Annotated in this window: 12 protein-coding genes; 7 read left to right on the top strand and 5 right to left on the bottom strand. The window is 55.9% G+C overall.

Going from position 1 to position 12459, the window contains the following annotated elements; all coding sequences use genetic code 11:
* Positions 1–119: 119 nt before the first annotated feature.
* The 3 genes from groL to ABWH92_RS00665 all read right to left on the bottom strand — a co-directional run bounded on the left by groL (position 120) and on the right by ABWH92_RS00665 (position 3355).
* Complete coding sequence (gene groL, locus ABWH92_RS00675) at positions 120–1757, bottom strand: chaperonin GroEL (protein ID WP_375571203.1); 1638 nt, start codon at positions 1755–1757, stop codon at positions 120–122.
* Positions 1758–1859: 102 nt separating this feature from the next.
* Entirely contained in the window at positions 1860–2147 is a 288-nt protein-coding gene (gene groES / locus ABWH92_RS00670; protein WP_375571201.1) for a co-chaperone GroES, read from the bottom strand.
* A 248-nt stretch (positions 2148–2395) separates the two neighbouring features.
* On the bottom strand, positions 2396–3355 hold the full coding sequence (locus ABWH92_RS00665; protein ID WP_375571199.1) for a DMT family transporter: 960 nt from the start codon (positions 3353–3355) through the stop codon (positions 2396–2398).
* Positions 3356–3515: 160 nt separating this feature from the next.
* Here ABWH92_RS00665 and ABWH92_RS00660 point away from each other — a divergent pair, with 160 nt between their 5' ends.
* From ABWH92_RS00660 to ABWH92_RS00635, 6 genes are all read left to right on the top strand, one after another.
* Positions 3516–4886 (top strand): aspartate aminotransferase family protein, encoded by a 1371-nt coding sequence (locus ABWH92_RS00660; protein WP_375571197.1) that lies wholly within the window; start codon positions 3516–3518, stop codon positions 4884–4886.
* A 132-nt stretch (positions 4887–5018) separates the two neighbouring features.
* Positions 5019–6017: an efflux RND transporter periplasmic adaptor subunit gene (locus ABWH92_RS00655; RefSeq protein WP_375571195.1), complete on the top strand. Its 999-nt coding sequence runs from the start codon at positions 5019–5021 to the stop codon at positions 6015–6017.
* Positions 6017–7264 carry an ABC transporter permease gene (locus tag ABWH92_RS00650; RefSeq protein WP_375571193.1) on the top strand — a complete coding sequence of 416 codons (1248 nt, stop codon included), beginning with the start codon at positions 6017–6019 and terminating at the stop codon, positions 7262–7264. Before ABWH92_RS00655 ends, ABWH92_RS00650 begins: the two co-directional genes overlap by 1 nt.
* Before the next feature lie 12 nt (positions 7265–7276).
* Entirely contained in the window at positions 7277–7975 is a 699-nt protein-coding gene (locus tag ABWH92_RS00645; RefSeq protein WP_375571191.1) for an ABC transporter ATP-binding protein, read from the top strand.
* A gap of 159 nt (positions 7976–8134) precedes the next feature.
* The gene (locus ABWH92_RS00640) at positions 8135–9598 is read left to right on the top strand and encodes an EAL domain-containing protein (RefSeq protein WP_375571189.1); all 1464 of its coding nucleotides are present in this window, start codon (positions 8135–8137) and stop codon (positions 9596–9598) included.
* Between the two features lie 25 nt (positions 9599–9623).
* Positions 9624–10478, top strand: a complete 855-nt coding sequence (locus ABWH92_RS00635) for a TIGR01459 family HAD-type hydrolase (protein WP_375571187.1) — start codon at positions 9624–9626, stop codon at positions 10476–10478.
* A gap of 61 nt (positions 10479–10539) precedes the next feature.
* On the opposite strand, the gene ABWH92_RS00630 is transcribed toward ABWH92_RS00635, so the two are convergent.
* Complete coding sequence (locus ABWH92_RS00630; protein WP_375571185.1) at positions 10540–11205, bottom strand: protein phosphatase CheZ; 666 nt, start codon at positions 11203–11205, stop codon at positions 10540–10542.
* A 108-nt stretch (positions 11206–11313) separates the two neighbouring features.
* Entirely contained in the window at positions 11314–11697 is a 384-nt protein-coding gene (locus ABWH92_RS00625) for a response regulator (protein ID WP_375571183.1), read from the bottom strand.
* 280 nt (positions 11698–11977) lie between these two features.
* On the opposite strand from ABWH92_RS00625, the gene ABWH92_RS00620 reads away from it, so the two are divergent.
* Positions 11978–12433, top strand: a complete 456-nt coding sequence (locus tag ABWH92_RS00620) for a MaoC family dehydratase (RefSeq protein WP_375571181.1) — start codon at positions 11978–11980, stop codon at positions 12431–12433.
* Positions 12434–12459: the final 26 nt, after the last annotated feature.

Below are 12459 nucleotides of genomic sequence, written 5' to 3'. Positions count from 1 at the left end.
AAAGGCTGATGCCTTCAGGCGTTTGCCTGAATTACATCATGCCGCCAGTCAGGCCCGCTTGACGGGCCTGACCACTCCAAATGATGGGCGCTTATTCGTAATCCTGGCTAACGCCAGTCTTACATCATGCCGCCCATGCCGCCCATGTCAGGCATTGCAGGTGCGCCGCCGCCATCTTTCTTTGGCAGCTCGGCGATCATCGCTTCAGTGGTGATCAGAAGGCCAGCAACCGAACCGGCGTCTTCCAGAGCGGTGCGAACCACTTTCACTGGGTCAACAATGCCCATTTCGACCATGTCGCCATACTCACCGGTCTGAGCGTTGAAGCCGTGAGCGGCTTTGTTCTCAGCGATGATGTTGCCAACAACCACAGAAGCTTCTTCACCGGCATTGTCAGCGATCTGGCGAGCCGGAGCCTGAAGAGCGCGACGCACAATGTTGATGCCTGCTTCCTGGTCAGCATTCTCGCCTTTGGAGTCGATGAAGCGAGACGCACGCAGCAAGGCGGTACCGCCACCAGGGACGATGCCTTCTTCCACAGCCGCACGGGTCGCGTTGAGGGCGTCATCGACGCGGTCTTTTTTCTCTTTCACTTCCACTTCGGTGGAACCGCCAACGCGGATCACAGCAACACCACCGGCCAGCTTCGCAAGACGCTCTTGGAGCTTCTCACGGTCGTAGTCGGATGTGGTTTCTTCGATCTGGGCTTTGATCTGGTTGACGCGAGCAGAGATTTCATCTTTGCCGCCAACACCATCAACGATGGTTGTTTCTTCCTTGGTGATGGCCACGCGCTTAGCAGTGCCCAGCATATCGAGGGAAACATTTTCCAGCTTGATGCCGAGGTCTTCAGAAATGACCTGACCACCGGTGAGGATGGCAATGTCTTCAAGCATCGCCTTACGACGATCGCCGAAGCCAGGTGCTTTCACAGCAGCAATCTTCAGGCCGCCACGCAGCTTGTTGACCACGAGGGTGGCAAGCGCTTCGCCTTCAACATCTTCAGCGATGATGAGCAGCGGACGAGACGACTGAACAACAGCTTCAAGAACCGGCAGCATAGCTTGCAGGTTGGAAAGCTTTTTCTCGTGAAGAAGGATGTACGGATCATCCAGATCAGCGGTCATTTTGTCTGGGTTGGTCACGAAGTATGGTGACAGGTAGCCACGATCGAACTGCATGCCTTCCACAACTTCCAGCTCGGTTTCAGCCGTTTTGGCTTCTTCAACCGTGATAACGCCTTCGTTGCCAACTTTCTGCATAGCTTGAGCGATCATGTCGCCAATTTCTTTTTCGCCGTTTGCAGAAATGGTGCCGACCTGAGCAACTTCCTCAGAGGTGTTGATCTTGGTGGCTTTGTTGACGAGGTCTTTAACGACTTCGGTCACGGCCATATCAATGCCGCGCTTCAGATCCATTGGGTTCATGCCAGCAGCAACAGCTTTGTGGCCTTCCTGAACGATGGACTGGGCCAGAACCGTTGCAGTCGTGGTGCCGTCACCAGCGATATCGTTGGTTTTGGAGGCAACTTCACGCAGCATCTGCGCGCCCATATTTTCGAACTTATCTTCCAGTTCGATTTCTTTAGCGACAGACACACCATCTTTGGTGATGCGCGGTGCGCCAAATGATTTGTCCAGAACAACGTTGCGGCCTTTCGGGCCGAGGGTCACCTTCACCGCATCGGCGAGGGTGTTCACACCGGTCAGCATACGCTCGCGTGCTGAACGGCCGAAGGATACTTCTTTAGCAGCCATGTTGAGATTCCTTGGTTTGCTTTGCGTTTTCAGGCGGTTGTTCCATCAGGAACAGAGCGAGAAACGCCAAAATAAAGAGAAAGAACGAAGCAGGGTGGCCGATTAGGCGATCACACCCATGATGTCGCTTTCCTTCATGATCAGCAGGTCTTCACCGTCGATCTTCACTTCGGTGCCGGACCATTTGCCGAACAGAACGCGGTCGCCAGCTTTGACGTCCAAAGCCTGAACTTTGCCAGCATCATCGCGTGCGCCAGGGCCTACAGAGACGATTTCGCCTTCCTGTGGTTTCTCTTTTGCGGTGTCGGGAATGATGATCCCTCCGGCAGTTTTCTCATCGGAATCGATGCGACGCACCACCACACGGTCATGCAAGGGACGGAATGCCATATGTCCTCATCCTTGGGTTAGCGCGGCCTTCTTGGGCCGCAGCGGTCTTGGTTGATCTAGCGGCGCTCCAAGAAGAGCACCTAAAACGCAAGTTAGCACTCTCCATGGGTGAGTGCTAACGCGCCGTGGAGATAAGGATGGCGTGGTGAGGTGTCAAGGATGGGCAAGCCGGATTGGACTCATTTTGTTTACCAAAGCCGGGATCAGCCGACCACGTGGTTAACAAGGGATTGCCGTTCAGCGGTTGTTCAAACAGCATCCACCACGGTGCCGGTGTCTTTCTCTTTGCGCATAACGATCCAGGTGCCGATCACAATCAATGCACTGCCCAAGACAAGGCGGATCCCTGGTACTTCTGCAAAAAACACAAACCCATAGAAGGCCGCCCATAAGAGGCTGGTGTATTCCATCGGACCGAGCTTGGCCGCGGGCGCATGTTTAAAGCCATACGTCATGAAGAGATGACCGATGGTGCCCAAGAACCCGATACCCAGAGCAAGCCACAACCAGTCGGACGTGAGCGGAACAAAGGGGCGGCCATCCATGGCAAAGCCAGCTATGGTCAGAGCCAAGAGTGGCAAGGCCAAAAGCGCTGAAAAGCCGCTTTGGAGCATGATCATCGTTGGCACAGGGTCACTGGCTGCATGCAAACGCGTCAAAACCAAAGCAGCAGCATAGGCAAAGGAGGCCACCGCCGCCGCTATGTAGCCGCTTAGCGCACCTGAAAATCCGTTGGCGAAAGCTGAAGAGGATATCACCCCAACGCCTGCCAAGCCGATCAGGATAGCAATCCAGGTTTTGCCATCCACCGGTTCCTTCAAGATCAGCCAGCCAAGCAATGCCAGATAGAGCGGTGCTGTGAAGGCGATCGCTGTCGCCTCGGCCAGCGGAATGACCGATAGCGCGTAGAAAAAGCAGGCCGCCACCAATGTCACCAGCATGGAGCGCTGAAAACTGCGCACCAAACTGCGCCACGTTGGTAGATCAACACGACCAGATACCAGAAGCCCCAGGAAGAGAACCGCTGCAACCAGCAGCCCAGCGCTGTAGCGCATCACCAAGATCTGTGGCGTCCCAAAAGTGCCTGCCATCAGTTTGATGCCCGCATCCATGAGAGTAAGGATCGCAATTGCGATCAACACCGATCCCATCGCACGACGCTGCATAGAGGCAAGCGCAAGCGGAGCAGGAGAGGCGGGGGAGGCCATCAGAACAGACTTTCAAACGGGTTTCGATTTGCCTCTTTGCTCGGCGCAAAGCTTGGCATAAGCTTTTTGACCAAACAGTCAAAGCTTCAAGGCTGAGAGAAGCTATAGAGCGCGCGAAACCAAGTCGCCACCCGGTTCGTGCCAAAAAGGGAGACCTGTCATGCTTGATCACTCCGATGCGACCCACCTGGCCGCGGGCACCACACCACTTTCCGCTCCCAATGATCTGGACGCGTTCTGGATGCCTTACAGTGCCAATCGGGCATTTAAGGCTGAGCCACGCATGATCACCGGAGCCAAAGACAATCACTATTTCACACCAGATGGCCGCTCAATTTTGGATGGGACAGCCGGCCTTTGGTGCTGCAATGCCGGTCATTGCCGCACACCCGTTGTTGAGGCGATCCAGACGCAAGCCGCCAGCCTTGACTTTGCGCCAACCTTCCAGTTCGGCCATCCCATCGCCTTTGAAGTTGCTTCTCGCATTGCCTCCGAAGCACCAGAGGGGTTGGACCATGTGTTCTTCGCCAATTCTGGCTCAGAGGGTGTTGATACTGCACTCAAAATCGCGTTGGCCTATCACAAGGTGAAAGGGCAGGGCGGGCGAACACGTTTGATTGGACGTGAGCGCGGGTATCACGGTTCAGGCTTTGGCGGCATCTCGGTTGGCGGCATCGTTAACAACCGCCGCTTCTACGGCGGGCTACTGGGCGGCGTTGATCATCTTCCGCACACCTACAATCGCGCAGAGCAAGCGTTCACCAAAGGCGAGCCTGAATGGGGCGCGCACCTGGCCGATGATCTGGAAAACATCGTCGCCCTTCATGGAGCCGATACAGTCGCCGCCGTGATCGTCGAGCCAATGGCTGGGTCTACCGGCGTTCTTCCTCCGCCCAAGGGGTATCTGAAGCGCCTGCGCGAGATCACATCCAAGCATGGCATTCTGCTCATTTTCGATGAGGTGATTTCAGCCTTTGGACGTCTGGGCACGGCCTTTGCCGCGCAACGTTATGGTGTGACGCCTGATATGATTGTTTTTGCCAAAGGCATCACATCAGGCACAGTGCCCATGGGCGGTGTCATCGCAAGCGCGGACATCTACAATGGCTTTATGGATAGCGCTGGCGAGGGCATGATCGAGCTTTTCCACGGCTACACCTATTCCGGTCACCCGCTGGCCTGTGCAGCAGCTTTGGCAACGCTGAACGTCTATCGCGACGAGGGCCTGTACGAAAACGCTGCCAAGCTGGAAGGCATGTTCGCCGACGCGGCGCATAGCTATCTTGCTGACCTGGATATTGTCGAAGACATTCGCACATGCGGCATTGTTACCGGCGTTGACATCACGCCTCTTGAAGGAAAGCCGACGGCCCGTGCTTTCGCTGCTATGCAGGATGCCTTCTACAACCAGGACATGATGATCCGGGTGACTGGCGATACCATCGCGCTCTCGCCGCCTCTAACCTTCGCAGAGTCTGACGTTGATCAGATGTTTGCAGGCTTAAAACGCACATTGCAGGCGGTCTCTTAACAAGAGCCGCCTCGGTCGTACCTGCCTATGCGCAATAGTGCGAAGTTAAAGCTCGGTTTTCCGCGCTTACGTTGACGGTGGTCAAGGCAATACGCGTGCAAGGCGCGCATAGGGCGTGCTCGGAACGACACCATGCGTAAAATCATTACCGTCATCATTCTGCTTGCCGCTGCTGGTGGGGGCTACTTTGCCTTTGCCAGTCGCCCAACACCTGTCGATGTGGCCGTCGTTTCACGTGGTGACATCGCCCATATTGTCTATGCCTCTGGCGTGGTGGAGGCGGCCGTGAGTGCCGATGTCACCTCCATTGTGGCGCAGCGCATCACCGGCCACTGCAATTGTGAAGGTGACACGGTTGCCGCTGGTGACGTGGTTGTTGAGCTTGATGACAGCGAAACCCGCGCTCGCCTTCGTGAGCTCGAAGCCCAGATTGGGCTGCTCAACCAGCAAGTGGAACGCGCAACCAATCTGCTCGAGCGCGGTGTTGGTTCGCGCGAAGCTTTTGATCGCGCCGTCAGCGAGTTGGCAGGTGCTGAGGCCGGTCTTGCAGCCCAGCGAGAGGTGCTCAGCCGCTATCGCATTACCGCGCCAATTGCTGGCCAGATTCTAAGGCTTGATGCTGATGTCGGTGAGGTGGCTCAGGCAGGCAATGTATTGTTCACGGTTGGTCAGCCGCGCCCTTTGGAAATCACCGCGGAGATCAACGAGGAAGATATCCCGTTGATTGAAGTTGGTCAGCGCGCCTTGCTGCGGTCCGATGCTTTTCCCGATGCTGTTCTCGAAGCCACACTCGATAGCATCACACCCAAAGGTGATAGCGTTCTGAAGACCTATCGCGTTCGGCTCGCTCTGCCCGATGACACGCCCCTGTTCATTGGTATGAGCGTTGATGTGAACCTCGTGATCGAGAACCGCGAAGACCGCCTGCTGGCACCGACCACTGCCTTCACCGACCAGCAAACGGTCTATGTGATCGACAATGGTGTGGTGCGTGAAACGCCGGTCGATATCGGGCTGCGTGGTATCACGATGATGGAGGTGATGGCTGGTTTGGATGAAAGCGCTCAGCTTGTCAGCCCTATCCCCGAAGGTCTGACCGATGGCGCCCGTGTGCGGGCGGCAGCTCCCTGATGGGCGGATGGCTGCTCCTGCTTGATCTTGCCGTAACGCATGTCGCGGCACGCGGGCGACAGACACTTGTTGCCATTGTCGGCGTTTCGCTTGGCGTCGGGTTCTCCATTGCAATGGCCGCACTCTTGCAAGGCAGTCAGGAAGACTTTGTCGATCAACTGATCAACGCCATCCCCAACGTGCAGATTTCTGATGAACGCCGCGATGCCCAACGCCAGCCAGCGCAGGATGTTTTCGCCGACGCGCAGATCGAAAGCCTGACCCCACGCGATGATCCGCGTGGCATCCGCAACCCAGTGGCAATGACCAGTGCGGTGCGTGCCGTCGTCGATGGCAACGTATCGGAAGCACTGCTGGTCCAAGGCGTGATCCGCTATGCAGGACGCGACACGGGGGTCTCGCTTTCAGGGGTCATTCCAGAAAACGAACTCACTGTCTCACAGATTGGCGATCATATGCGCCAGGGACTGCTCACCGATTTGAACAGCCGTGCTGACGCGGTGGTGCTTGGTGATGACTTGGTTCGCTCCATCAATGCAGAGTTGGGTGATCCGATAACTTTAGTTTCGCCATCTGGAGATGTGCATCGCTATCGTCTGGTTGGTATTTTCAACTCCGGCAACAACGCCGCTGACAACTCCACAGGTTACCTGCTGCTTTCAACGGCCCAGGTGTTTGCCGGTAGGCCCAATGCAGTCAACGACATTCGCATTGCGCTGAATGACCCTAACTCCGCGCCCTCCGTTGCAAGCTGGATTGAGGCTCAGTTCGGCTACAAAGCCGTCTCTTGGCAGGAGGCCAACCAAGCCATTTTGGAGAGCTTCATTGTCCGCGACGTGATCATGTACACTGTCGTTGCTGCCATTCTGCTCGTTGCAGGTTTTGGCATCTACAACATCATTTCCACCATCACGCATGAGAAGACGCGCGATATCGCCATCATGAAGTCGCTGGGCTTCTATGAAAAAGACATGCGCCGCCTGTTTGTGATGGAGGGGCTGGCGATGGGCATTGGTGGTTCCATTTTGGGCGCCATTCTTGGGGCTTTGCTCACGGTGGCCCTCGGGCAACTGGAGTTTGCGAATCCTGAGAGTGAAGACCCGATCACAATCCGCATGACCTTCTCTGCGGTGCACTACTCAATCGCCATCGGTATTGCCCTCGGCTCAGCGGTTTTCGCCGCCTACATGCCCGCGCGCAAAGCTTCCAGCCTCAACCCGGTGGACATCATTCGCGGCGCCACATGATGTACGGTTCAGATGACGGCTCTGCTTGAAGCGCAAAACGCAACCCGCATCCTGGATGAGGCGGTCAAGGTTACACTGGTTGACGATGTGTCTTTGTCAGTCGGTGAGGGCGAGTTTGTCGCGATCACTGGGCCATCGGGGTCTGGCAAATCATCTTTGCTTTACCTGCTTGGTCTGCTCGATTTGCCAACATCAGGCGACGTGCTCGTGAAGGGCCAAGCCACCCATGACATGACCAGCGACGAACGCGCGCGCATTCGGCTAGGCGAGCTAGGCTTCATTTTCCAGTTTCATTTTTTGCTGCCCGAGTTCACCGCCCGCGAGAACGTGATGCTACCCATGCGGCGCATCAACAAACTCTCTGCCAGTGCACAACATGATCGCGCAGGCGAACTGTTGGAGTCGCTCGGTTTGGAGGGGCACATCGACAAACGGCCCGACCAGCTGTCTGGCGGACAGCGGCAGCGTGTGGCTGTGGCCCGTGCTTTGGCCAATGATCCAGCTTTAATCTTGGCCGATGAACCCACAGGTTCATTGGACTCCAAAGCCACCGATCAAGTGTTCGCTATTCTGCGAGATCTTGTCGATACGTCCGGCCGCACCATCCTCGCTGTTACCCATGATATGGATCTGGCTGCGCAAATGGATCGGCGTATCCACCTTGTCGATGGTGCACTTGAGAGCGACGGCGTTTCAAATCGAAGCATCTAAGTCAGGTTAGGGCGCCAACCATGTACCGCAAATCTGTGGGCGAAGATGGTTCCTTGGCTTCTTCACGGCGATCAAATTAGGGCATAGTTCGAATCTGAGAAGGTTGGGGTGTGATTCGCGTGCCCTGGCCAAGCCTTTTGATCGTCTGGTGAAGTCTGCATGCGGCCCAGTGTTGCCCTGATCTACATTGCCATGGCGGTCATCTCCATAAGCGCGACCGCAATGCTGCATCGCCTGACGGCCTTACCACTTGAGTTGGCCGCCTTGTTTGGCGCGATCCTGTTCTTTGTCATGGCGGCTCTCGATCAAGCAATGTCGCGTGTGTCTGAGCGTAAGGCATTCCAGCGCCAGTTGGAGCTCAACGACCATGCGCTCCAGGATGCGTTCAACGAGATCGACATGATCCGCTCACGGCTGGTGGCGCTTGAAACTGACACCCAACAGATTGTGGATGCGGGCGTTGCGCCTGTGCATCAAGACATGCAGGTGATTGGAGCGCTGCTGGCGCAAGTTACCGAAACCGTTGCTGACACCGATCATCGCGTGGTGACTCTGGAGGAACAGGTGAGGACGGTCGCCAAGGCCTCACCGCGCAAGCGACCTGCCGCCCCCAAAGCGGAACACGTTGAGGATCAACCGGTCATATCCGAGGCCGACCAGAAACTGTCTGATGACAGGGAACGGCGAGCGCAAGAGGAGGCAGCGCGAAAGCGTGCCGAAGCTTTGGAGGAAGAGCGCTCTGAGGCTCTGTTAAAACGGGTCGCATCGGCAGTTGAAAATGAGCGTCTCGAAGTGGCGCTTCAATCCGTTGTTACTCTGCCTCAGCGCCGAGCCCGTGCTTATGCCACGATCTTCAATCTGAAGCTGGATGGCGCTGGCACCTTGGACGCGCGCCATGCGATCCCAGCGATTGAGGCCGTTGATGCAATCGCAGCGTTCGACAAGGCCGTTGTTGCGCGCGCCTTGGCTCTGGCGCACAAGTTCGCTGCGCGCGAATCCGCGTCCATTGTCTTCGTGCCTGTCACGGGCAGTTCGATTATGCAGTCACGTTTTGCGGACTGGTTGGTTCAAACCTTGACCAACAACCAAGAACTAGCCGGCCGTCTGGTGATTGAAATCGCACAGAAAGATGTCCGCGCCTTCAGTCCAATCGATTTTGATCTGGTCGGAACGCTTGCTGATCTTGGTTTTCGCATGAGCGTTACACAGCTCACCGATGCCCGGTCAGATCTCTTTGAGCTTTCCCGTCACGGGTTCCGCTATGCCAAGGCACCGGTGAGTCTGTTTTTGGGCAAAGATGCGCAGGCCAAGAGTGACATTCACCCCGAAGACTTGTCCGATCTTGCTGCGCGTAATGGCATGGATCTCATTGTGGATCAGGTTGAAAGCGAGTCTCAGGTTGTTGAGCTGCTCGATTGCAATCTCAAATACGGGCAGGGCAATCTGTTCGCCCGCCCGCGTATCGTTGATGTTGAGCCGCATCCGCTTTTGGACAAAGCCCCGGACAGCGATGATGACGACACCGCTAAGGGTGAACCTGTGAGCCAGGTGGATACCAACCAGGCGGCCAAACGTGCTGCCCATAACAAGCGACCGGCGCGCGCGCTCAGCCGCTCAGCCTAAGTCGGGCGCGGCTCAAAGGATTTTCATGACCATCTCTACCCTGCCTCTGAAAGGCCTTTCCCAGATTGCGTCCGATTACCAAGTACTGCTCTGCGATATCTGGGGGGTATTGCACAACGGTATTGCCGCTTGGCCCAACGCCGTGGACGCCCTGACCCAGGCCCGTACGACAGGCTTGAAAGTGATCCTGGTTTCCAACGCGCCTCGACCCAATGGAACAGTCCGTGAGCAGCTTGTCCGCCTCGGCATGCCGACCTCAGCTTACGACGATGTCGTCACATCAGGAGATGTCACGCGCAACCTGTTCATGACCACCTATCGTGATGCGAAGGTCAGCCATATCGGCCCGGAGAAAGACAAGCCACTTGTTGCAGGCTTGCCGGTTACGTTTACCAGTGATGACCAAGCTGAGGTCTGTCTCTGCTCCGGTTTGATTGATGATCAGACAGAAGAACCGGAAGACTATCGCGGGCAATTGGAAGCGCTGGCTAGCCGCAACATTCCGCTGATCTGCGCCAACCCTGACAAAGTCGTGGAAATGGGCGGTCGGTTGATCTACTGCGCCGGAGCGCTTGCCGACCTCTATCAAGAGCTGGGTGGTGAAACGATCATCCTCGGTAAACCACACGCCCCAATTTACCAGGCTGCGCTGGATGTAGCTGGCAATCCAGACCTTTCAAAAGTGCTTGGGCTTGGCGATTCCATGCGCACCGACATGCGCGGCGCAGCAGATCAGGGTATTGATTGCGTTTTCTTCACCGGAGGCATCCACGCCGGTGAATTCGGACCGAGCACGGCACCAAATGGCAAGAAAGTCGCTGCTTTTTTGGAACAAGCCCCCTATCCAGCCAAAGCTTGGATGGCGAGACTATCCTGGTAGTCACAAAAAAGCTCCGACGCGAAGCGACGGAGCTTTTGCAAGTTTCTTTGAGCAGTTGAGCTCAGCCAAAAAGCGCGTCAATCGCGTCCTGATCGACTTCTGGCCCATCACGCTGCGGGCCGTTCAAAATCTGCTCTTCCTTGCGAGCATCACGGGCTTTTTCCGCTTCGCTTAGCACAGCTTCACCGTCACTCTCAGGCAAGGTTTCGAGCAACCGATCAAATCGGCTCTCAAGGCGTTGAAGCGTTTCAACCACTTTGCCGATACGCTGGCCTGTGATGTCCTGAAATGTGCAGGCTTCAAAGATATCGATCATCTGCGTGTCGACCAGATCCTGGAACGCCTGTGGATCGGACCGATCAGCCGCCATGATGGATTCAGCGGACTCCATGATGCGATCTGTTGCTTTTTCGGTTTCTTCAACAACCGCATCCAGCTCATGGCCCGCTTCAGGCAGGTGATCGGCACGCAGCTTGTCGACACCCAGTGACGACAGCTCCATGCGCAGATCGTGAATGTCTTCAGCCGCTTCGCGAACTGCATCAGCAAAGCCATGCTCCAGAGAGCGCAACGTGCCTTCCAGCGAGTCGGTCATGACACGCGCGACGTCCAGTGCCCGCACCATATCCAGGCGCTTTGTGCCCGTTCCATTGTTCACGCAGGCGACCAGCGCCTCTGCTTGCTTTTCAACGATGGCGCTTACATCCAAAGCTTCATTTTTTTTCATAGCGCTTTCCCCTCTTTTGTCCGTCAGACGCAATGGTGCTGTCACGAAAAAAGCGGCCTTGATAAAAGGCCGCCTTTGTCATGTTCAGTCCAAAGCGACGATGTCGCCTTAGTCGCCGAAAACGGCGTCGATCTTGGATTTCAGCGTGGCCGCGTTAAACGGCTTCACGATGTAGTTGTTCACGCCAGCTTTTTTGGCGGCAACCACATTTTCCGTCTTTGATTCTGCAGTCACCATAATGAACGGCGTGCGTTGCAAAGACTCATTGGAGCGAACGGACTTCAACAGTTCGTAGCCTGTCATTGGCTCCATGTTCCAATCGGAGATCACCAGGCCGTACTTGCGAACCTTCATCTTCTCCAGGGCTTCTTGGCCGTCTTTGGCATCATCGATGTCAGAAAAACCAAGCTGCTTAAGAAGGTTGCGGATAATCCGCACCATGGTCTTGTAATCATCAACGACAAGAACCGGAATGGACGTGTCTACAGGCATACTCACTACTCCACTACAGCAACGCCGAAGCGCCACATGCGTCCCAAAATATTCTCTCGAGGCAGGCCCCATCGAGTGATGAGTAACCCCAAACCCGGAAAACACCTTACAGATCGCCTTTGAATCGTTCGTTAATGGCGGCAAATTTTGCCGCAATTGGCCGGTTGCCGTTACGTTCGTTGGCCAAAGGGCGTGCACAGATCGCTGCATAGCGCCAGGCCCACCATGAGGGCTAAGAGTATGGTGCATTGCAACAAATGGGTTGAGGAGCCTTCCTGTCGTGAACGCAGCTTTCCTAGAGCTTCAAGGCCACGCCTTCGAAGACCTATTCTTGGGTCAGTCCGAAACATACCGGCGCACTGTCTCGGCTTCTGACGTTGTGGGCTTCGCTGAAATTTCTGGCGATCGAAACCCTATCCACCTGTCTGAGCATTTTGCTGCGCGCACACCGTTCAAGTCGCGCATCGCTCATGGTCTTTACACAGCAAGCCTCATTTCAGCCGTTCTGGGCACACGTCTGCCTGGGCCGGGAGCGGTCTATCTTTCTCAGACGCTGAAGTTCATGGCACCGGTCCACATTGATGATGTGGTCGATGTGGTGGTGGAGGTCGTAGAACTGATCCCTGAAAAGAAACGCGCTCGCCTTTCCTGTGTTTGCAAGGTGGCGGATACGGTGGTTCTGGAAGGTGAGGCGTTGGTGATGGTACCAACGCGTGATCAACTTAAGCTTGCTTGATCCTGATATCGCACACCAGTAAAGCG

The sequence above is a fragment of the Ahrensia marina genome (genome assembly GCF_042140245.1).
Lineage (GTDB): Bacteria > Pseudomonadota > Alphaproteobacteria > Rhizobiales > MH13 > MH13.
This window is presented reverse-complemented; position numbering and strand designations above follow the sequence as displayed.

Excerpts from the sequence above, each read along its gene's own strand:
- groL (WP_375571203.1), bottom strand. The coding sequence starts at position 1,757 with ATGGCTGCTAAAGAAGTATCCTTCGGCCGTTCAGCACGCGAGCGTATG.
- groES (WP_375571201.1), bottom strand. The coding sequence starts at position 2,147 with ATGGCATTCCGTCCCTTGCATGACCGTGTGGTGGTGCGTCGCATCGAT.
- ABWH92_RS00665 (WP_375571199.1), bottom strand. The coding sequence starts at position 3,355 with ATGGCCTCCCCCGCCTCTCCTGCTCCGCTTGCGCTTGCCTCTATGCAG.
- ABWH92_RS00660 (WP_375571197.1), top strand. The coding sequence starts at position 3,516 with ATGCTTGATCACTCCGATGCGACCCACCTGGCCGCGGGCACCACACCA.
- ABWH92_RS00655 (WP_375571195.1), top strand. The coding sequence starts at position 5,019 with ATGCGTAAAATCATTACCGTCATCATTCTGCTTGCCGCTGCTGGTGGG.
- ABWH92_RS00650 (WP_375571193.1), top strand. The coding sequence starts at position 6,017 with ATGGGCGGATGGCTGCTCCTGCTTGATCTTGCCGTAACGCATGTCGCG.
- ABWH92_RS00645 (WP_375571191.1), top strand. The coding sequence starts at position 7,277 with ATGACGGCTCTGCTTGAAGCGCAAAACGCAACCCGCATCCTGGATGAG.
- ABWH92_RS00640 (WP_375571189.1), top strand. The coding sequence starts at position 8,135 with ATGCGGCCCAGTGTTGCCCTGATCTACATTGCCATGGCGGTCATCTCC.
- ABWH92_RS00635 (WP_375571187.1), top strand. The coding sequence starts at position 9,624 with ATGACCATCTCTACCCTGCCTCTGAAAGGCCTTTCCCAGATTGCGTCC.
- ABWH92_RS00630 (WP_375571185.1), bottom strand. The coding sequence starts at position 11,205 with ATGAAAAAAAATGAAGCTTTGGATGTAAGCGCCATCGTTGAAAAGCAA.
- ABWH92_RS00625 (WP_375571183.1), bottom strand. The coding sequence starts at position 11,697 with ATGCCTGTAGACACGTCCATTCCGGTTCTTGTCGTTGATGATTACAAG.